The sequence below is a fragment of the Pseudomonas sp. NPDC077186 genome, from assembly GCF_044543505.1.
Taxonomy (GTDB): Bacteria; Pseudomonadota; Gammaproteobacteria; order Pseudomonadales; family Pseudomonadaceae; genus Aquipseudomonas.
Genome location: NZ_JBITWE010000006.1, coordinates 1 through 19,115, shown reverse-complemented (window position 1 = coordinate 19,115; position 19,115 = coordinate 1). Strand labels below are relative to the sequence as shown.

17 protein-coding genes are annotated in these 19,115 nt (G+C 61.1%); 6 read left to right on the top strand and 11 right to left on the bottom strand.

Annotated elements, in window-relative coordinates; all coding sequences use genetic code 11:
* Positions 1–16 precede the first annotated feature (16 nt).
* The 7 genes from ACIGKL_RS20670 to ACIGKL_RS20640 all read right to left on the bottom strand — a co-directional run bounded on the left by ACIGKL_RS20670 (position 17) and on the right by ACIGKL_RS20640 (position 7,275).
* A complete protein-coding gene (locus tag ACIGKL_RS20670) occupies positions 17–787 on the bottom strand; it encodes an SDR family NAD(P)-dependent oxidoreductase (protein ID WP_058171451.1) in 771 nt (256 codons plus the stop codon).
* Between the two features lie 12 nt (positions 788–799).
* Positions 800–2,080 carry an MFS transporter gene (locus ACIGKL_RS20665; RefSeq protein ID WP_058171452.1) on the bottom strand — a complete coding sequence of 427 codons (1,281 nt, stop codon included), beginning with the start codon at positions 2,078–2,080 and terminating at the stop codon, positions 800–802.
* 85 nt (positions 2,081–2,165) lie between these two features.
* Positions 2,166–3,041: an enoyl-CoA hydratase/isomerase family protein gene (locus ACIGKL_RS20660; RefSeq protein WP_058171453.1), complete on the bottom strand. Its 876-nt coding sequence runs from the start codon at positions 3,039–3,041 to the stop codon at positions 2,166–2,168.
* Positions 3,042–3,119: 78 nt separating this feature from the next.
* Positions 3,120–4,340: an acyl-CoA dehydrogenase family protein gene (locus tag ACIGKL_RS20655; RefSeq protein ID WP_058171454.1), complete on the bottom strand. Its 1,221-nt coding sequence runs from the start codon at positions 4,338–4,340 to the stop codon at positions 3,120–3,122.
* A 38-nt stretch (positions 4,341–4,378) separates the two neighbouring features.
* Positions 4,379–5,422 carry an alcohol dehydrogenase catalytic domain-containing protein gene (locus ACIGKL_RS20650; RefSeq protein WP_058171455.1) on the bottom strand — a complete coding sequence of 348 codons (1,044 nt, stop codon included), beginning with the start codon at positions 5,420–5,422 and terminating at the stop codon, positions 4,379–4,381.
* A 45-nt stretch (positions 5,423–5,467) separates the two neighbouring features.
* Complete coding sequence (locus ACIGKL_RS20645; RefSeq protein WP_397488320.1) at positions 5,468–6,517, bottom strand: phosphotransferase family protein; 1,050 nt, start codon at positions 6,515–6,517, stop codon at positions 5,468–5,470.
* Between the two features lie 17 nt (positions 6,518–6,534).
* Entirely contained in the window at positions 6,535–7,275 is a 741-nt protein-coding gene (locus ACIGKL_RS20640) for an SDR family NAD(P)-dependent oxidoreductase (protein ID WP_058171521.1), read from the bottom strand.
* A 354-nt stretch (positions 7,276–7,629) separates the two neighbouring features.
* Here ACIGKL_RS20640 and ACIGKL_RS20635 point away from each other — a divergent pair, with 354 nt between their 5' ends.
* Positions 7,630–10,386: a LuxR C-terminal-related transcriptional regulator gene (locus tag ACIGKL_RS20635; protein ID WP_397488319.1), complete on the top strand. Its 2,757-nt coding sequence runs from the start codon at positions 7,630–7,632 to the stop codon at positions 10,384–10,386.
* Positions 10,387–10,482: 96 nt separating this feature from the next.
* Here ACIGKL_RS20635 and ACIGKL_RS20630 read toward each other — a convergent pair whose 3' ends face one another.
* Positions 10,483–11,358, bottom strand: a complete 876-nt coding sequence (locus ACIGKL_RS20630; protein WP_397488318.1) for an SDR family NAD(P)-dependent oxidoreductase — start codon at positions 11,356–11,358, stop codon at positions 10,483–10,485.
* 68 nt (positions 11,359–11,426) lie between these two features.
* A complete protein-coding gene (locus tag ACIGKL_RS20625; RefSeq protein ID WP_058171459.1) occupies positions 11,427–12,569 on the bottom strand; it encodes a CaiB/BaiF CoA-transferase family protein in 1,143 nt (380 codons plus the stop codon).
* Between the two features lie 426 nt (positions 12,570–12,995).
* Here ACIGKL_RS20625 and ACIGKL_RS20620 point away from each other — a divergent pair, with 426 nt between their 5' ends.
* Positions 12,996–14,774, top strand: a complete 1,779-nt coding sequence (locus tag ACIGKL_RS20620) for an acyl-CoA dehydrogenase C-terminal domain-containing protein (protein WP_058171460.1) — start codon at positions 12,996–12,998, stop codon at positions 14,772–14,774.
* Positions 14,775–15,045: 271 nt separating this feature from the next.
* Complete coding sequence (locus ACIGKL_RS20615; RefSeq protein WP_181128918.1) at positions 15,046–15,207, top strand: hypothetical protein; 162 nt, start codon at positions 15,046–15,048, stop codon at positions 15,205–15,207.
* Positions 15,208–15,304: 97 nt separating this feature from the next.
* Here ACIGKL_RS20615 and mobH read toward each other — a convergent pair whose 3' ends face one another.
* Positions 15,305–17,101, bottom strand: coding sequence for a MobH family relaxase (gene mobH, locus ACIGKL_RS20610; protein ID WP_058171461.1), 1,797 nt, complete (start codon positions 17,099–17,101; stop codon positions 15,305–15,307).
* Positions 17,102–17,412: 311 nt separating this feature from the next.
* Here mobH and ACIGKL_RS20605 point away from each other — a divergent pair, with 311 nt between their 5' ends.
* The 3 genes from ACIGKL_RS20605 (at position 17,413) to ACIGKL_RS20595 (ending at position 18,781) form a co-directional block, all read left to right on the top strand.
* Positions 17,413–17,730, top strand: a complete 318-nt coding sequence (locus tag ACIGKL_RS20605; RefSeq protein WP_058171523.1) for a type II toxin-antitoxin system PrlF family antitoxin — start codon at positions 17,413–17,415, stop codon at positions 17,728–17,730.
* Positions 17,730–18,185: a type II toxin-antitoxin system YhaV family toxin gene (locus ACIGKL_RS20600; protein WP_103091622.1), complete on the top strand. Its 456-nt coding sequence runs from the start codon at positions 17,730–17,732 to the stop codon at positions 18,183–18,185. The genes ACIGKL_RS20605 and ACIGKL_RS20600 overlap by 1 nt, the downstream gene beginning before the upstream one ends.
* Positions 18,186–18,400: 215 nt before the next feature.
* Positions 18,401–18,781: a DUF3742 family protein gene (locus tag ACIGKL_RS20595; RefSeq protein WP_058171463.1), complete on the top strand. Its 381-nt coding sequence runs from the start codon at positions 18,401–18,403 to the stop codon at positions 18,779–18,781.
* A 25-nt stretch (positions 18,782–18,806) separates the two neighbouring features.
* Here ACIGKL_RS20595 and ACIGKL_RS20590 read toward each other — a convergent pair.
* Positions 18,807–19,115, bottom strand: a 309-nt coding sequence (locus ACIGKL_RS20590) for a conjugal transfer protein TraG N-terminal domain-containing protein (RefSeq protein WP_397488317.1), incomplete at its 5' end; no start/stop codon positions are given.

Genomic DNA, 19,115 nt, shown 5'->3' with positions numbered 1-19,115 from the left:
TGGGCCAATGAATGGCTCAGGTACCGGCGATGGTCAGGCCGCCATCGGCCATGATCAGCGCGCCATTGACGTAGCTGCTCTGTGCCGAAGCGAGGAAAGCCACTATCGAGGCAATTTCGCTGGCGTCGCCAAAACGGCCTATGGGTACGTTGCTCTCCCTGGCGCGCAGAGTGGCCTGGTCGAATTTCCCCAGTGAGGCAGGGGTGCCGATCATGCCGGGCGCAATCGCGTTCACCCGGATGCCATGGGGGCCTAGATCGAGCGCGGCAGCCCGCGTCAAACCCGCTACCGCTGCCTTGATGGCGCAGTAGGCGACGGAGTTCCTGAGCGCCAGGACAGCGGCTGCGGAGCTGAGGTTGATTACCGTGCCGGCACCGTGCCGCTTCATCTGCGCCGTCGCCGCCTGGGTTGTCCAGACGATGCCTTTAAGGCCCACGGCGAGCATTTTCTCCAGGGTCTCTTCGTCGATCTCTTCGATCGATTGATAGCTTGCCCAGACGGCGTTGTTTACGAGCGTCGCCAGCGGCCCGCTGAGGTCGGCTTCGATGCGCTGGAATACTTCATGCACCTCGCTGCGTCGAGCGACATTGAGCACATACGCGTGAACGTCCAGGCCATCGGCGCGCATTTGCGCGACGGACGCCTCGAGGCGCGCTGGGCTGATGTCGAGGCAGGCGACGCGGGCGCCGTCGCCGGCAAGGCGTTCGGCGATGGCGCGGCCGATTCCTCGAGCCGCTCCGGTCACGACCGCGACGGTTCCCTCCAGTCCTCGCTTGTTGTGCGCCATGTGAGACCTCCTTCAGCAATTGCTGGGTGCGATTGCGTCTGTTGTCTGGCTGGCGTTGGGCATGCGGTCGCTCAGACGTATGGCAAGAACGGTCAGTGCAGCGGAGATGGCGACGAAACCAAGGCCGATGAGCAGCATGGTGTCGTAGGAACCGGTCAGGTCGTAGGAAGTACCGAACAACGGTGGACCTATGGCGACACCGACGCAGGCGAGGGCATAGGCGACGCCGTAGATGGAGGCGAAGTCCTTGGTCGCGCCGAACATCCGCGATATCAAAAGTGGTGGGAAGATGCTGTTGTAGGCATAGCCGAAGGCATAGGCGATGAACAGCGTCACGCCGATGGTGGAGAAGACTGCCTGTCCGCTCATTCGGGTGAAAAGGAGCAGTGCGATGGCGCCGAAGAACAGACAGACAAGATTGGCGTTGACCGTCCCGATTCGGTCGTTCAGCCAGCCCAGGGTCACCTTGGCGCCGATCAGGGAAAGCATGCACAGGCCCATGAAGGTCCCGGCCTCGACCGGGCTGATACCCTTGCTGGTCAAATGGGCCGGAGCGTGCTGGATGAAACCGATGATGGAAGCATGCCCGAAGAACAACGCCATGCACACGAGCCAGAACGCCGGCGAGCGATAAACCGCCCTGGCGGATATGCCCGCTGGCGTGTCGGTAGGTCCGGATGGGGCACCCTCCTTGGCCCCATAGGGCTGTAGTCCGAGCTTCGACGGATGACTGTAGAGAAACGGAAGCACTGGCAGGGTGAGCGCCAGTATGACGGCTCCCAGCAGCTTGTAGGCAGGCTGCCAACCGGCTTCGATGATCATGCTGGGCAGGAAGGTGCTGCCAATCGCTGCATAGACCCCGGTAAAGGCCATCGCGACACCCATGGACATCCCCCTGCGCTGCTCGAACCAGTTGGTGATGATCACCGATGCTGGCAGGAACGAGCAGGCCGGCAGGGTAAAGCCGATGATGATGCCGGCGACATAGAACTGCCACAGGCTGGTGAAATAGGACATCGCTATATAGGAAAGGCCGGCGCCTGCCCCGGAGATGGCGACCATCGCCCGGATGCCGATCTTGGGCAGCATCCTGCCCCAGAACGGCATGGACACGATGACCATGAGGGACATGATGCTGGTGTAGAGGGTAAAGGCAGCCCGTGGAACCTCCAGTGTCGTGGAGACGGGCAAGGTAAAGAAAGACAGCAGGGTCGTGGTGCCCATGGTCGCCACCAGCAGGCAACAGAACGCCAGCAAAAGCCATGCTCTATGAATCTTTTCTTTTATCAACATGTGAAAGCCTCTATTTATTGTTGTGGCTGTTCTCGATCGAGAAACCGGGCCTGTGGCTCGGGCAACCCGCGATGAATAGGTGTGGTCAGTGTTGGTCAGAGTGTGGGGGCTCCGATTCTGCGGCTACCGCATCTGCGACCTCGATGAGCAAGCCCCCCATGCGTGCCTCGCCGTCGCGGGTATGCGCGCCCAGTCGCATGAATTTGCGCAGCAAGCGTTTTGTCGAGGGATCGCGTATGGCATGAGCGGCGAGCAACTGTTCGTCCAGCAATCCCTGCCGCCAGGGCAGGTCGATGTTGCCCACCGACTCCTTGGCCAGGGCCACCGCGTGGGGCGGCCATTTGGCGATGCGCAACGCTAGGGCATCGACGAAGCGGTTCATGTCGTCGACGCTGTCGAAGATGCGGTTGAGATAGCCCCAGCGTTCTGCCGTCTCGGCATCCAGGTCGTCACCGCCGAGGATGACTTCGAGCGCCCGCCCGCGACCTATCAGCCGGGGAAGGTTCTGCGATCCACAGGCAGCAGGCAGCAGGCCAAGCGGTACCTCCATCTGGTTTATCAAGGTCTTGCCGCGCACGCCGAAGCGCATGTCGCAGGAGGACGCCAGTTCGCTGCCACCACCACCGGCGCGGCCGGCGATTTTCACCAGACTGGGTTTCGGGTTGTCCCGAAGTCCTGCGCACATGGCCTGCAGTGGGCTCAATTCCCTCGGCCGCTTGGGCAGTCCCTCGATGGTTTTTTGTATAACGACGGAGGTATCGAAATGGGCGACAAAGAAATCCGGGTCCTGGCTTTGCAGCACCAGAACTCGCACACTGTCGTCCATGGCAATCCGCTGACCCAGCTCGGTCAGATCCGCCATCATCTGTACCGACATGATGTTGCAGGGCGGATTGTCGATGGTGGCGAACAGGACGCCGCGATCGAGTGTGCCGGTCAGGGTATCGAAGCGATAGGTCACCAGAACCTCCAGAAGAGCCCATCTGTCAGCCTGGGCTCAAATCTGTTTGTGGATGTACGGGCTACGAGCTGGATCGCTCTACGCGTCGTAGCGCGCCAACTCCAGTTTGGCGATGGCGTTGCGATGCACCTCGTCCGGCCCGTCGGTGAAGCGGATCGCGCGTTGCAGGGCATACATTTCGGCTAGCGGCGTGTCGTCACACAGGCCGGTGGCGCCATACATCTGGATGGCCCAGTCGACGATCCGGCTGGAGACGTTGGGCGCCAGTACCTTGATCATGGCGATTTCGCCACGCGCCTGCTTGTTGCCGACGGTGTCCATCATGTAGGCGGTCTTGAGCACCAACAGTCGGGCCTGTTCGATCATGATGCGCGCCTCGGCGATGCGCTCGCGCCAGACGCCCTGCTCGGATAGTGGGCGCCCGAATGCCACGCGGCTCTTGGCGCGTCGCACCAGGAGCTCCAGAGCGCGCTCGGCGACGCCGATGCAGCGCATGCAGTGGTGGATACGTCCTGGGCCGAGGCGGCCCTGGGCGATCTCGAAGCCGCGACCTTCGCCGAGCAGCAGGTTGCCCACCGGTACTCGCACGTTGACCAGTTCCACGGCCATGTGGCCCGAGGGGGCATGATCGAAACCGAGCACCCGCAGCGGGCGTACCACGGTAACGCCGGGGGTGTCGGCGGGAACCAGGATCATTGATTGTTGCAGGTGGCGGGGCGCCTCCGGGTCGGTCTTGCCCATGACGATGAATATCTTGGTGCGCGGATCGCCGGCGCCGGAGATCCAGGACTTGCTGCCATTGATAACGTAGTGGTCGCCGTCGCGCTCGATGCGGGTCTGTACGTTGGTGGCATCCGAACTGGCAACGTCCGGTTCGGTCATGACGAAGCTGGAGCGAATCTCGCCTCGCAGCAGCGGATCGAGCCAGGCGTCCTTCTGCGCCTCGCTGCCGTAGAGCTCCAGGGTCTCCATATTGCCGGTATCCGGCGCCGAACAGTTGAACACTTCGGGCGCCCAGTCCACCTTGCCCATGATTTCGCATAATGGTGCGTAGTCCAGGTTGGACAGCCCTTCCGGCGCCCGCGCCGAATGCGGCAGGAACAGGTTCCACAGGCCGTCCGCTTTTGCCTTGAGCTTGAGCTCTTCGATGATGGCGGTCGCCTGCCAGGCGTTGCCCGCGCGGCGATTGGCCTCTACTTCTTCATTGAAGCGGTGCTCGTTGGGATAGATGTGCTCGTCGAAAAAGCGCAGCAGCCGTTGCTGGAGTTCTTTGGACTTGGGGCTGTAATCGAAATCCATGGTGATTCTCTCTGGAGGTGGTAGCGGGTGTGGCGGAATCAGGGCGTCATCAGCATCTTCAGCACGCCGTCGGTGCGGGCGTCGAACATCCGGTAGGCGTCCGCGCCCTGGTTCAAGGGCAGGGTGTGAGTGACGAAACGTTCGGGGTGCAGCCGTCCTTGCTGGATGAAGTGGATCAGCTTTTCCCAGTGTTCCTGCACTGAGCACACGCCGGCGCGGAACGTGAGGTTGCGGATCAGCAGTTCACGGATGGGGAAATCCTGGCTGGTCGCGGTGCCTGCGCCGACCATCGAGACGGTGCCCTGCCTGGCGACCAGACTGATGGCAAGCTGGATGGTGGCGTCGAGGCCGACGGCCTCCACGGCGCAGTGCGCCATGCGCCCACCTGTGGCTTCGCGGATTTCATTGAGGGCGCTGGCCGGCTCCAGCGCGATCGCACCCAACTGCGTCGCGAGCTGGCGTCGTTCCGCAACCAGGTCGATGGCGAAGACACGGCTGGCACCGAGCACGAAGGCGCTTTCCACCGCCATCAGGCCGATAGGGCCGAGGCCGACCACCGCCACGGTATCGCCAGGTTGGATATCGGCATTCAGGCAGCCGAACCAGGCGGTGGGCAGGTTGTCGGTCAGCATGATGGCCTGCTCGACGCTGATGCCTTCCGGGATCAGGCTGGCATTGACATCGGCGGCTGGTACACGGATGGCCTCGGCCTGACAACCGGGCAACCCGCGGCCGATACCGTAGATGCGCATGGGCGCGTTGGTACAAGCCAGGACATTGCCTATCAGGCAGTTCCGACAGGCGCCGCAGCCCACCGAGGCGGATAGCATAACCCGGTCGCCGGGTCTGAAGCGGCGCACCGCCTTGCCGACTTCCATGACTTCGCCGACGGCTTCGTGACCGACGCTGAAGCAGGGCGTTTCGGTGCCTGGAAAGGGCTGGCCGTGGTAGATGTGCAGATCGCTACCGCAGATGCCGCACGCTTCCATGCGCAGCACGATGTCGCCATCGTCTTCCAGCCTGGCGTCCGCCACCGTTTCATAGTGGATAGTGCGTGGCCCTCGGTAGCAGAGTGCTTTCATCGATCGGTTCTCCTCATTGCAGGCTGGGTGAGCTCCCGGGTCCGTCTAACGTCTCTCCAGCCAGTCCTGGGCGCGTTCGAACAGCCGGAGCGTGGCGGTATGCAACGACAGGCCTACATCCATCGGTGCCTTGCCGGCGCAGGCACGGGCATGGCTGCCTTCCAGCAATATGCCGAGCTTGTAGCTGGCCAATACGGTGTACCAACGCAGGTTCGACAGGTCGCGCTGGCTGGTCTGCGCGTAGCATTCGATGAGCTCGTCGGCGCGGACGAAGTGGTCCCAGGGCGAGGCTTCGAGTTTGGGAACGATGCCGTTGCCGCTCTCGTCGGGCCAGGTGGCAATCAGCCAGCCCAGATCGATCAGCGGGTCGCCGATGGTGGCCAGCTCCCAGTCGATGATCGCCGCCAGTTCCGGACGCTCGTGCTGGAACATGACGTTGCCCAGGTGGTAGTCGCCATGCACGATGCCCGGCTGGAAATGCGCCGGTCTGTTGGCCTCCAGCCAGCTACCGACGGACTCGACGCCGGGGATGCTGGCCATTCCGGGCCAGCCCGGGTAGTCACGGTAGCCTTCGAGTTGCGAGCGCCAGCGGCCCACCTGTCGCTCGAGGTAACCGTCGAGCTTGCCGAAATCGGCCAGTCCCACCGCTACATGATCGACTGCGGCCAGTTCGGCGATGCCTTTTGCCATGGCCGGACCGATGCGCTGGCGGTAGCTGGCATGCTCGACGTAGGCGGCGGGCAACAGCCCGGTTGGGGTGAACCCGTCCACCGGCTCCATCAGGTAGAAGCCGGCGCCGAGCACGCCCTTGTCGTCGCAACTGGCGATCAGTCGTGCATGGGGCACTCGGGTTCCGGCCAGTGCGGCCAGTACCCGGGCTTCACGCTGCATCGTCGCGGTGCCATCGAGGCGCGGATGCTGCGGTGGACGACGCAGTACGAAATAGCGCTGGCCACGCCGAAAGTGCAGCAACAGGTTCTGGGTGCCGCCGGTCAGAGGGCTGGCCTCTTCGATTGGCCCTTGCTCCAATCCCCGCTCGTCCATCCAGGCGGTTATTCGATCGACATCCACCAGTTGTTTCCAGGCATCGCTCATCGTCTTGATCTCCCGGATCAGCGCAGGGTCAGGCCGCCATCGACCGGGATGGTCTGGCCGATCACATAGGCTGCGAGGGGGGAGGCCAGGAACAGGGCGACTCCGGCGACTTCTTCCGTTTGTCCCAGACGCCCCAGGGGAATCTGCGCGCACATCGCTTCGACACGCTTGGGATGGTCGGTGGTGACCTTGGTCATCTTGGTGGGCACCAGGCCGGGGGCGATGCCGTTGACCCGGATGCCCTCTGGTGCCCAGGCGTCAGCGAGGTTGCGGGTCAGGCCCATGGCTCCGGTTTTGGAGGCGCCGTAGGCCGGGTTGCCGCGGGTGGAGTGGAAGGCGGACGAAGAGCTGATGACGATGACCGAGCCAGCGCTGGCCTTGAGCATGTCGTGGAAGCGTGCACAACAGTCCATCAGGCTGTTGAGATTGACGTCGATCACTTTGCGGAAATTGCCTGGCTGGAATTCGGCCCGGTCGTAGAGCACGATGCCTTGGCTGAGTACCAGGACATCGAGGCTGGCGAAGGTCGGGGGGCAATTCTCGATCGCCTGGGGATCAGACAGGTCCACCTGCGCATAGTGCAGGCCGGCGAGGTTCGAGTCCGGGGACTCGGCATAGGCCTCGGCGTTGGCCCGGGTACCCCAGACGTGGACGCTGGCACCCTTGCCCCGGAAGGCCTGGGCGATGGCGTTGCCGATACCGCTCGATCCTCCTACCACCAGTACCGTCTTGCCGGAAAAGTCGAGTTCCTGTGTCATCTGCATGGTCTTCCCAATATGCGTCGGTCGTTGGCGATGCTCCGGAGGCGAGATACTCCCAAGATGCATACCGCTTGATTGCTTATTGAGTTCCAGTCTGGAGAAAAAGCCTGGGGTGGGCATCGTCGTATCGGACAGTTTCATTTGGCGCCATATATGGGACTATCTTGGGGACGCAACAGACTCCAGGTGACGCGGCGAGCGTTGCCGGTTTCCCTGTCGAAGGTCGTCTTGCGCTGCTGGAACGGGCTTTGACATGGTCGTTGCGCTTGAACGCCAGGGGCTTGGCTGCCTGATATCACGAGCCCTGGCGGAGTCGGCTGTCATCAGACAATAAGAAAAGGTGGGAAACGTATGTCGAATGACTCAGTGACCCAGTCGGTCGGGTTGCAGATGCAATTACCCAACTATGTCCGGCGGGCCAAGCTCATCGCACCGGCAGCGGCATCGCGGACCGTCGCACGAAGGGATATCGCCGAACTGGTAACGCGCGCCGCCGATGCCCGGCTAGTTCTGTTTCGGGCGCCTGCCGGGTTTGGCAAGACCACGGCGATGCGCCAATACCTCGGCCATCTGCAAGCCGTGGGGCGTCGGGTGGCCTGGCTGACCCTGGATTCACGGGACGATGATTTCCGCCGTTTCCTGGCCTACCTGATCGATGCGTTCGATCTGGTGTTGCGGCCGGAGGGGCATGCTGACGAACTGTGGGTCGCGTCTGGGGGGATGTCCGGCGTCGATCAGTTAGCGCTGAAACTCGTCGATAGCGTGGCCGATTGCGAACACCCGTTCACCCTCTTCATCGACGAGTTCGAGTCGGTTTCCAACCGCTCCATTGATGATCTGCTGCGGGTGATCATCAACCACCTGCCGGCTGGCGGACAGGTGGTGATCGCCTCGCGTGAAACACCCAACCTGCAGCTTGGTCGTTTGCGTGCGCAGGGACAACTGTTGGAGGTGGATCAGGCGTGGCTGCGTTTTTCACGAGAGGAAACCGAGTGCTTCTTTCATACCCAAAGAGGTCTGAAACTCTCCGATAAGGGCATTTCCAAGCTGTATGGTGATACCGAAGGCTGGCCCGCGGCGCTTTGGCTGGTGTCCATGGCGCTGGAAGTCCGCGAAGATCCGGAGGCCTTCATTTCCACCTTCTCGGGCTCGAACTCGGCGATGGCAGAGTATCTGGTCGAGGCGATTCTGAGCAGCCAGCCAGCGGATGTGCAGAGCTTTCTGCTCAAGAGCAGCGTTCTTGGCGAACTCAACAAATCACTGTGCGATGCCGTCTGTGGCCGGACCGACAGCGACGTGGTGTTGCAGCGCCTGGAGCGCTCCAACGTGTGCATCACCGCGCTGGATGGCGGCGAACGCAACCTCTACCGTTATCACGGTCTTTTCGCTGCCTTCCTGCGTGGCCAGCTCGAGCGTCTCCATCCGCAGGACATTCCCGGTCTGCATCTGGCCGCAGCCAAGTGGTATGAGTCCGAAGGACGACCCATTCCTGCGATTGAACACGCATTGGCATCGGGCATGAGTGGATACGCCCTGTCGCTGATTGCCTCGCACAGCAACAGCCTGCTGTTCGATGGCCGTTTCCGGCTGTTGGCGCGTTGGCTCGACGCCTTGCCGACCGAGTCGCTGCGGCTCAAACCACGCTTGCGTCTCGCCCATATCTGGGCGCTGACCTTCACCCGGCGCGGCATCGATGCGCTACGACGCCTGGAGGCGCTGGACGGCGACAAGGTGGGACTTGCGGATGACGATGAGCTGTTCAAGGAAGTCGATGCCCTGAGGCCCTACATCCTGGCCATTCTCGACCGCCATGAGGAGGGTTTCTGGCTGGCGGAGGAAGCCCTTCGCACGGTGGTCCGGCGGGACAGCTTCTACTACGCGATACTCACCACGACCCTGGCGACCTGGCGGGTGGCTGCCAACCGGTATTCGGACGCGATTGAGTTGCTCACCCATTCGAGCCCGGAAGGCGAGGGGCAGAGTACAACGTTCCCCACCGTCTACTCGATGTGCTTGCAAGGCCTGGTGAGTCTGGCGCAAGGTCGGGTGAGGGAGGCCATCGCACATTTTCGCGTAGCGCTCGGCGAGGCCGAAGTCGCATTTGGCAGCCGTAGCGTCGGACGGTCGATCGCGGCGGTATACCTCGCGGAAGCCCTGTATGACATCGATGACCTGGAAGAGGCGGAGCAACTGCTGGCGCTCTACATGCCCATTGTCAGGGAGTACGTGCTACCGGATCAGTTAATCATCAGCCATGTCATCTATGCGCGCATAGCCTATGAGCGCGGCGATCTCGATCATTGCTACCACTACCTGAGCGAGCTGGAATATTTTGGCAGGCACAACAACCTGCCGCGGGTCATCGCCTCGGCCCAGTTGGAGAGGGCCCGGATGGCTCTGCTGAAAGGCGACCCGATGGAGGCGGGGAGTCTGTGCGAATGGGCTGAACACCCGGCGGCGTGGGCCAGCCTGCACGGAATGATCATGCCGGCCAACGATGTGGAGACCACTGAACTCTGCCGCTTTCGTTTGTTCGTGCATGGTCATGGCGGTGAGGCGGTGATCGACTCGCTGAAGGCCGAAATCCGCTCTGCGCAGAATAACTCCCGCAACCGACGCGTCTTGAAGCTGAAGATTCTCTTCGCCAAGACCTTGCACATGTCCGGGCAGGTGAGAATGGCCATGCGGGCGATCCAGGAGTGCGCTGAGACTGCCTGTCGCGAGGGGGTGGTGCGTACTTTCCTGGAGGAGGGGCCGCCAATCATCGAATTGGTTCGTGAGTTACGCCTTGCCAGACAGGTGGAGGGCAAGGATCAGGGTGATGAGTTGACCTTATTCATCGACCGTATTCTGTTGCGGGCAGGATGCAGCCTGGATCTGGAAAACAGCGAAGGTAAGATGCCCGATGCGTCGATTTCACTGTCCACACGCGAACTGAACATACTCGAATTCGTGTCGTTCGGCCTGTCCAACAATGCCATTGCTGATAAGCTGTTCGTCACCGAAAGCACGGTCAGGTCGCATCTTCGCAAGATCAATGCCAAGCTCGGTGCCAGCAACCGGACCCAAGCCGTCAATATGGCCAGGCGTTTGGGCTGGATCCGCTGACTGCCATATTCGCCGGGAGAGCAACCGTTTGCCTGATCAGGCAAACGGTGCTTTTTACGGCGCCGCCGCTGGTTTCCCCTAGGATACAGCGTTTAGTCATTCATGCGCTTGGTTCTGGCTGGTGGCATTGCCGGCGCTGAAACTGTTGTCCTCACTATAGATGCCGCCAAAAGGATAGAGGCCGGGTCCCCAGGCCAGCAGGCCACCATCGACAAGCAGGGTTGTGCCGGTACAAAAGCGCGATTCGTCGCTGGCCAGGAACAGCGCAGCATTGGCGATATCCTCGGGAAGCCCGACTGCCGGCCACGGCAAACGCCCTTTCATGAAGGCATGCATCTCCTGTTCGTTTTTCGCTCCGCGAATCAGTGGCGTATAGATACCGCCAGGTGCGATGTTGTTGACCCGGATACGGGCCGGAGCGAGTTCGACGGCTGCGCTCTGGGTCAGATTGACCACACCTGCTTTGGCTGCCGAATAGGCTGCCGGTCCGCTGCCAGCATTGAGCCCGGCGGTGGAGGAGGTGTTGATGATCGAACCGCCGGATCCTTGCCGTTTCATGGCGTTGCCGGCGTACTTGATGCCGAGGAAGACGGACCGCAACAGCAAAGCGACGGTTCGGTCCCAGTCTTCAGTCGAGGTCTGGGTGATAGGTCCCATGGCGCCTCCAGCGCCGGCATTGCTGAAGAAACAGTCGAGACGAGTGAATTCTTTCAGGGCCAGAGCAACGACCGCTGCGATGTCTTCTTCGCACGAAACATCGGTACGCAGGAAGCGAATCGACGCGCTATGGCCTCTCTGGGCTGCCAGGGCCAAGGTCTCTTCGGCTGTGTCGTCGTTGAGATCGGCGATGACGACCTTGGCCCCCTGGTCAAGGAAAGACAACGCCGACGCCCGTCCGATGCCGCTCGCGCCGCCGGTGATGATCGCTACCTTGCCAGCCAGGCGGCCAAATGTGCTTGCTGCTGTTTCCATGCGGATATTCCTCTGTGGGTCTTGTTGTTGTGTCGTCGGTGGCTGTCTGCCTGGCATCTGGCAGTGCTTCAGATAACACCGGTGGTGGCCAGGTTTGCCAACTCGCTGGATGACAGGCCGGCCTCCAGCAGGATCTCCTGGGTGTGTTGGCCAGCGCTTTCCGGCAGACGACCCGCGCTGCCCGGGGTCCGGCTGAAGCGCGGGGCGGGGGCGGGCTGTGGTATGCCATCTATGCGGGTGAAGGTGTTGCGCGCCTGATGATGCGGATGCTCCAGGGCCTGGTCGAAGTCCAGGACGGGGGCGAAGCAGGCATCCGTTCCCTCGAACAGGGCGCACCATTCATCTTGGCGGCGCAGGCGGAACAGCTTGCGCAGTTTTTCTCGCAGTTCCGGCCAGGCTTGTTTGTGCCATTGTTCGGCAAACGCCGGATCATTGATGCCGCACAAGTCGAGCAGCAGTCGGTAGAACTGTGGTTCGATTGCACCAATGGCGATATGCCGGCCGTCTGCGCATTCATAACAGCCGTAGAACGGCGCTCCGCCGTCGAGGAGGTTGTCGGTGCGCTGCGTGCTCCATTGCTCCTTGGCGCGCATGCCGTAATACATGCTGGCGAGGGTAGCGGTGCCGTCCGAGATGGCGGCATCGATCACTTGTCCCTGCCCCGAGGTTTTCGCCTCAAGCAGGGCGCAGACGATTCCGAAGGCCAGCATCATGCCGCCACCGCCCATGTCTCCGACCAGGTGCAAGGGCGGCGTGGGGGGGCGATCGGCATAGCCCATGGCGCCAAGGGCGCCGCTGATGGCTATGTAGTTGATATCGTGCCCGGCGCTGTGAGCCAGCGGTCCATCCTGCCCCCAGCCCGTCATGCGTCCGTAGATGAGGCGTGGATTGCGCGCCAGGCATGTGTCGGGTCCCAATCCGAGGCGTTCCATCACGCCGGGGCGAAAGCCCTCGATCAGGGCGTCGGCGTTCTCGATCAGACGTAGGGCCAGCTCTGCAGCACCCTCCTTTTTCATGTCCAGCGCAATGGATCGCCGTCCTCTGTCGGTGACGGTTCTTTTCATCTTGTCGAATTCGCTTTGGGGCGCAGTTGGCTTGCGTTCGATGCAGATGACGTCAGCCCCCATGTCCGCCAGCATCATGCCGCAGAAGGGGCCGGGGCCCAGCCCGGCCATTTCGATGATACGAATTCCGTGTAAGGGACCAGCCATATGTACTCCGCTATATATCGTCTGGCTGATGTTTTATGTCGGATGTCCCGTGGTGGCATCGGCGGATGCGACACTTTTTGATCCGGCTGTCGCCTCGGACAGGGAAGATTTGTCGGTTCCGACGATGAAGGGAACGGGGAGGCTGGTTATCGTCTTGGTCACAGGCAAACGATACCGACTTAAGAGGGTTGGTCGGCAAATTGTTCGAAGTGAAGCCGGCAGTGCCAAAAGGCTTCGTGGCGCTGTCTGGCCCCCCCCGCTAATCCTCTCCGTTTGGAGATTATCCGGCTCATCGTCCGTTCGATGAGCCGGTTTTTTTACCCTATACAAGTTGCCTGTTACACACGGTAACTCGACTCAGGTGTGCAGGTTCGCCAAGCGGTGACAAGCGAGTTGCACGAATGTCTTTTTGCGAGGTCTTTCCATATGGCTGATTACCAGGCCCCCCTGCGTGACATGCATTTCGTTCTGAGTGAAGTCTTTGCGGCGCCGCGCCTCTGGCAAGCCCTGCCTGCGCTTGCGGATGTTGTCGACGCGCAAACCGCCGAGGCCATTCTTGAGGAAGCCGGCAAGGTAACCGGCAACAGCATCGCACCATTGAATCGCAGTGGTGACGAGGAGGGTTGTACCTGGAGTACCGAGGGGGTGCGAACCCCAAGCGGCTTCCCCGAGGCTTATCGCGTCTATGCCGAAGGCGGTTGGGTCGGCGTTGGCGGCGATTCTGCCTATGGCGGCATGGGTATGCCGAAAGCCATTTCCGCTCAGGTCGAAGAGATGATGCACGCGTCCAGCCTGTCGTTCGGGCTGTACCCGATGCTCACCGCTGGCGCCTGCATGGCCATCAACGCCCATGCCAGCGAGGAGCTGAAGCAGAAGTACCTGCCGAACATGTACGCTGGAGTCTGGGCAGGCTCAATGTGCCTGACCGAGGCGCATGCCGGCTCCGACCTGGGCATCATCCGCACGAGGGCCGTCCCTCATGCCGACGGTAGCTACAGAGTCAGTGGCAGCAAGATCTTCATCACCGGTGGTGAACACGACCTAACCGAGAACATCGTCCACCTGGTGCTGGCCAAGCTGCCCGACGCGCCAGCGGGCTCCAGAGGTATCTCGTTGTTTCTGGTGCCGAAAGTGCTGGTCAACGAAGACGGTTCCCTTGGCGTACGCAACGCTGTCTCCTGTGGCTCCATTGAGCACAAGATGGGCATCAAGGCCTCGGCCACCTGCGTGATGAACTTCGACGGTGCCACCGGCTGGATGGTCGGCGAGCCAAATAAGGGCTTGGCGGCAATGTTCACCATGATGAACTACGAACGCTTGGGTGTCGGCATTCAGGGGTTAGCGGCCGGCGAACGTTCCTACCAGAATGCCATCGCCTATGCGCGTGAGCGTTTGCAGGGACGTGCGCCGGGCGGCCCGGTGGAGAAGGAGAGGGTTGCTGACCCAATCATCGTGCACCCTGACGTGCGCCGCATGCTGCTGACCATGAAAGCACTCAATGAGGGCGGTCGTGCCTTCTCCAGCTATGTTGCCATACAGTTGGACACCGCCAAGTTCAGCGAGGAGGCTAGTGCGCGCAAGCGCGCCGAGGATCTGGTCGCCCTGCTGACCCCGGTAGCCAAGGCGTTTCTCACCGATATGGGCCTGGAAACTACGTTGCATGGCCAGCAGATATTCGGCGGTCACGGCTTCATCCGCGAATGGGGCCAGGAGCAGTTGGTGCGCGATTGCCGCATCACCCAGATCTATGAAGGCACAAACGGCATCCAGGCGCTGGACCTGGTCGGACGCAAAATCGTAGGTAGCGGCGGAGTGTTTTACAATCACTTCTCCGAAGAGGTGAAGACGTTTATTGCCAGCAGCAATAGCGAATTGGTTGAGTTCGTCGAGCCGCTGAAGGCGGCTATCGCCAACCTCGACGAATTGACCCACTGGGTGCTGGACAATACCAAACGGGGCTCTAATGAGATCGGCGCCGCTTCGGTAGAGTATTTACAGGTGTTCGGCTATACCGCTTATGCCTATATGTGGGCATTGATGGCGCAAGCGGCGTTGAGTAAGGCTACCGTGGATAGCTTTTACGGCAGCAAACTCGGTACTGCCCGTTTCTATTTCGCCCGTATCCTGCCACGTATTCAATCGCTAACCTGCACTGTACGTGCCGGGAGTACTACGCTCTATGAGTTGAGTGCTGAACAATTTTGACTCTCTTTAAACTTCGTTATGTGGTACTCCAACGTTGGGGTACCACATTTTTGTAGAGAGACTTAGTGTGCTATTTCCCCAACTTTAACTTGGTTCCTAAGAAAGTATGATTCATTCACCCATTCGCTCGCGGAGGTAGATTGTTGTTGATGAGCGGAAGAGCTCTCGCGGTTCTTGGGCGAGAGACTTAAGCCTTCCACTGCATTGGCCGAAAGGAGGGAGCCAGTGCAATACATGGTCAACCTGGGTCTACCATCTGTTCGATGTGGGCGTGATCCTCAACCTCATGGCCGCCTTGTACCGCACCACCCGCTACGACGAGCCGGACTACTTCCTCGGCCGGCTGCGCGAGGACAAGCAGCATATCTACATCGCCAACTTGGAGATGCCGCGCTTCGCACTGGGCGGGGTTCAAATACACGGACAACCGTAGCAGCATCGACTGGGCATACTCCTATCGCCAGACCGAAGCAGCGCTGAAGTTCGAGAAGAGTTTCTGATTGCCGCGTTTCCACGGGTAGGAAACTCCATCAACCGTCAACGCGCAGCTGTAGATAGGGGTTGTTGGGAGGCACTTCCTCGAACAGCTGCCGGAGTTCTTTCAGCAGATAGCCATGCAGCCGCCGTGACTTCCGCGGCCCCGTCACCTCGCAGGTCCAGATGTTCCGGCCGCTGTCCCGCTTGCGATGCAATTGCAACTGCTCGAAGCGTTTTTGTACCCATTGCCAGTCAGCTATCTGATCTTGCTTGGCGAGCACGGCCGTTTGCGGGTGCTCCTGTGCATAGCGCTGGAACACGCCCGGGCTGACCAGAAACGCCGTGTCGGCCACGGTATGCACCAAGGCCCTGGCGTCATTGATAATGAGTTTGCGGCTCTGGACGCGTTGCTGCAGCCAGGTCATGAAGTGTTCGCCGTCCACTGTGGTCGTATGCACAGGGACTGGCGGTGGCGTTGAATCGCTGGCCTGGTAAAGAACGGACACCTCATTGGTGCCAGTTGCCGGCGGTGGTTCAACTTCCTGCTCCTGCGGTGGCGGTTCGGTATCGGAGGTGCCGAGTAAGGCCAGCAGTGCGTCAACGCTATCGACCGCGGGAACAGGCCATACAGGTGGGGCGGTGGCCTCCAGGGGTGTATCACCGCTATCGGTGGATGGCGTCGAGGGTGCTTCGCTGGACTGCACCTCTACTATGACGGTGCCAGTGAACGGCGCTGGTCGATCGTCTCCTTCCCAGATCAGAGATGGCGCGAGTCGCAGCAGCGTGAAGGTGTGCGACCAGCCGGCGTCGCTCGTGACTGTTGCCCGCCATATCGCCTTGCCATCTGGTGTGGGCTGGAGCATGCCATGATCCTGCAGCACGTTGAAAACCGCCGTGTTGTTCGCGGGGATGCCGTCTATGCCCTGTGCCAGCAAGTGCGCGCGCAACTTGTCCGAAACCGTCTTGCTAACCAGCCACAGAGAGTCCTGTGTCAGCCAGCCGTCTGAAGCCTGGGGCTGGTTGAGTTTCAGCTCTTCCTTGAGCAAGTACCGCAGCCCGTTGAGCAGCTTGCGCTGCAGCGCGTGCTTCGGGGCCTCCATAGCGCGTGCAGGATCGCCGCCGAGTGACTGGGCGACCGAGGCACGGTCGGCCTGAACCACCAACTCGCCGAGCACGCCGGCGTGTTCGTACTGGCCGGCCAGGACGTACAGCAGTGCGGACCAGAGCGGAGGAAAGGTGCTGAGCCAGTCGAGCAGCTCGGCATCGAGCACCTGTCGATACAGCAAGCCCGTGGCCGCGCTGTGCAGGCGGTACTCGCGATCCTGTCGGTAGCGGAATCGGTAGGGGCGGGCCAGTGGGCCGTGCCAGGGGTGCCAAACGCTGCCGTCGGTATGTTCGACGTGCAGATCGACGGCGATCTTGCCGAGGTCATGCAGCAGCGCGGCGTAGGCGATGGCGGCGGTCCAGGCTTCTGCTTGCACGACTTGGTCTTCGGGTGTGGTGCCGGTGGGCAGCAGGTACGACTGCCGCAGCTTGAGTGCGTAGGCGACAATCTCCAGGCCATGATCCAGCATGCCCCCTGGGTACGCGTGGTGGTGGCTCTCGGATGCGGGGAATTGCTGAGCCAGCTCGGCGTAGCGTTGCAAGGGGGCCAGGTAGAGCGAGGCGAAATGCTTGCGTGAGAGTGAAGTGCGCTGCCAGATGTGTTCCAGCAGGCGTTGACGGCGTGGGGTGGACAGCAGGGAAGCGGCCGACTCCGGTCGCATCAGCCCTTTTGGAACGTCGCTGGCTGGAGTAGACGGCGCGCTGGTGGTTGGTGATGCCCGTTTGCGTTGGAGTAGCGAGAGCATGGCGTACCTCTATGACCGGCTGCTCGGGGGAGCCTTTTGACCTATTCGGGTAGGGCCTTTCCCCTTGACCCCATTCCCTTGCCCCTTTCCAACCCTTTGGCCTTTGCGGAAGCCTTTGGGTATAGGACATGGGATCCTGGCGAGCCACAACCAATGTGGCTTGGCCCAAGTCGGATTGAGGCGGGAAGGCGACCTGTGCTGAGCCTACGATGGCGCTTTCCTTCTCGAGCGAAGGAGGTGCCATGCTCAGTTGGGTTGACGGGGTAAGGAATAATACTTACCTTGTGGGCATTGCTATCGGGAGAGCTACGATGCCTGAAATCCATGAAATCGCCACGCTGACCTCCAAGGGCCAGATTACGCTGCCCAAATCCATCCGGCAGGTATTAGGTGTGGACACCGGCGCAAAGGTGGCCTTCGATCTGCGCGCAGGCGAGATCATCGTGTCCCGAGCGGACGCCGAGCACGAAGACCCGGCGATCGGAGCCTTCCTGGGCCTGCTGGAGGCGGACATCCGGGCCGGCCGACATGTTCAGGCCTTGCCGAATGATCTTGCCCTGTCCCTGTTGGCCAATGCAGGCCACGCGGTGAACCTCGACGAGGACATCGAAGGCGACGTGACGCTCTGATGCAGCGGCATGGCTGGACCCTGCTGTTCCACGAGGGTGTGATCGAGCAATTGCGCAAGCTGCAGGTGGCCGCGAAGCGGGCTGAGCAGAGCGACCCGCAAGGTTTCGAAGGTAACGCCAACGTCAAGCTGTTCCGGGCGTTGAGCCAGTTGATCATGGACGTCGTGCCGAGCGATCCCTCACGCGACGAGTTCCGCCAGGGCAATACCTTGGGGCCGGCGTACCGCCATTGGCGGCGCGCTAAGATCGGGCGGCGATTCCGTCTGTTGTTTCGCTACGACTCCAGGGCGAAGGCCATCGTGTTCGCCTGGGTCAACGACGAACAGACCCTGAGGTCGGCGGGCAGTAAATCCGATCCCTATGCCGTGTTCGAGAGGATGCTCGGACGGGGCAACCCGCCTGACGATTGGGCGGCGCTGGTAGCAGCGAGCCAGGCGGATTGGCGCGCATCCTAGAGGCGCGACGTGCCACTCAGTTTCGCTGCATTCGCCCTTGGACGTTTGATTCGATGCACTGAGAGATCGAATCGCAGAAGACATTGCTGAAATCGACGTGATAGCAGCGTCTGCATGGCATTCGTGCCTGATCAGAGAATCATCGCAGGATGAAATCAGGCGTACGATGGAGCAAATATTGAGAGAGCACACAGGACAACCATGAGGTAGCCACCATGAAACCCTCTGCACAGACCACTTTCGCGGAACGCGCAGGCCGAATCCTGGGCCTGATGTGGCGGGCGTATATGCGCCAGGAGTGGAAGGTGAGTGGTTGGGTGGTTGCTCAGGGCATGCCGACCAGTCTTGCCAAGGCAATGCTGGTGGTCGTCAAGCTGGTGGTGCTCGGTGCGCTGTTGTACGTCGTGTTCTGGTTGGCGCTGTTGCTGGTGTCTATAGTCGCTGCGGCATGGGCAGCCCGTGACTCCGATCATGAGTCAGAAGAATGGGCAGTTGGCGAGCAAGCTGAGTACAAGAACAATCCTGGCTACCATCCAATTCTCTATAACGATGCGCCTGATTCACGTTACGCCGATCCGCGGTATGACGATGACTGACATGCTTGGCTCTTCGGCTGGTGGTTTACCTGAGCTTGCTTGACACCGTTCCTGGCGCTTTGCCCCCAGCTTGACTGGCTGGTCGCGTGCCATCCGATAGCCCTTGTAGGAGGCCGCCGGTGCGAACTCCAACCCAGGACAAAGCAGCAACCCAGAAGGTTGGTAGTGCCAAGAACATCGTCGCCATCACGAAGTTCACCAGCATGTCCCCGAAGGTGTTGTTGAGCCCGATCAGCGGATCGAAGTTCGCATGCGGGCGATTCGATCCCCAGCCCCATCCATAGAGTGCATCCAGGATCGTCGAGTCGATCCAACGCGCGAGCTGGAACCAGAA

Excerpts from the sequence above, each read along its gene's own strand:
- ACIGKL_RS20650 (WP_058171455.1), bottom strand. The coding sequence starts at position 5,422 with ATGAAAGCACTCTGCTACCGAGGGCCACGCACTATCCACTATGAAACG.
- ACIGKL_RS20655 (WP_058171454.1), bottom strand. The coding sequence starts at position 4,340 with ATGGATTTCGATTACAGCCCCAAGTCCAAAGAACTCCAGCAACGGCTG.
- ACIGKL_RS20640 (WP_058171521.1), bottom strand. The coding sequence starts at position 7,275 with ATGACACAGGAACTCGACTTTTCCGGCAAGACGGTACTGGTGGTAGGA.
- ACIGKL_RS20665 (WP_058171452.1), bottom strand. The coding sequence starts at position 2,080 with ATGTTGATAAAAGAAAAGATTCATAGAGCATGGCTTTTGCTGGCGTTC.
- ACIGKL_RS20630 (WP_397488318.1), bottom strand. The coding sequence starts at position 11,358 with ATGGAAACAGCAGCAAGCACATTTGGCCGCCTGGCTGGCAAGGTAGCG.
- ACIGKL_RS20605 (WP_058171523.1), top strand. The coding sequence starts at position 17,413 with ATGCCTGAAATCCATGAAATCGCCACGCTGACCTCCAAGGGCCAGATT.
- ACIGKL_RS20625 (WP_058171459.1), bottom strand. The coding sequence starts at position 12,569 with ATGGCTGGTCCCTTACACGGAATTCGTATCATCGAAATGGCCGGGCTG.
- mobH (WP_058171461.1), bottom strand. The coding sequence starts at position 17,101 with ATGCTCTCGCTACTCCAACGCAAACGGGCATCACCAACCACCAGCGCG.
- ACIGKL_RS20635 (WP_397488319.1), top strand. The coding sequence starts at position 7,630 with ATGTCGAATGACTCAGTGACCCAGTCGGTCGGGTTGCAGATGCAATTA.
- ACIGKL_RS20595 (WP_058171463.1), top strand. The coding sequence starts at position 18,401 with ATGAAACCCTCTGCACAGACCACTTTCGCGGAACGCGCAGGCCGAATC.
- ACIGKL_RS20670 (WP_058171451.1), bottom strand. The coding sequence starts at position 787 with ATGGCGCACAACAAGCGAGGACTGGAGGGAACCGTCGCGGTCGTGACC.
- ACIGKL_RS20600 (WP_103091622.1), top strand. The coding sequence starts at position 17,730 with ATGCAGCGGCATGGCTGGACCCTGCTGTTCCACGAGGGTGTGATCGAG.
- ACIGKL_RS20620 (WP_058171460.1), top strand. The coding sequence starts at position 12,996 with ATGGCTGATTACCAGGCCCCCCTGCGTGACATGCATTTCGTTCTGAGT.
- ACIGKL_RS20645 (WP_397488320.1), bottom strand. The coding sequence starts at position 6,517 with ATGAGCGATGCCTGGAAACAACTGGTGGATGTCGATCGAATAACCGCC.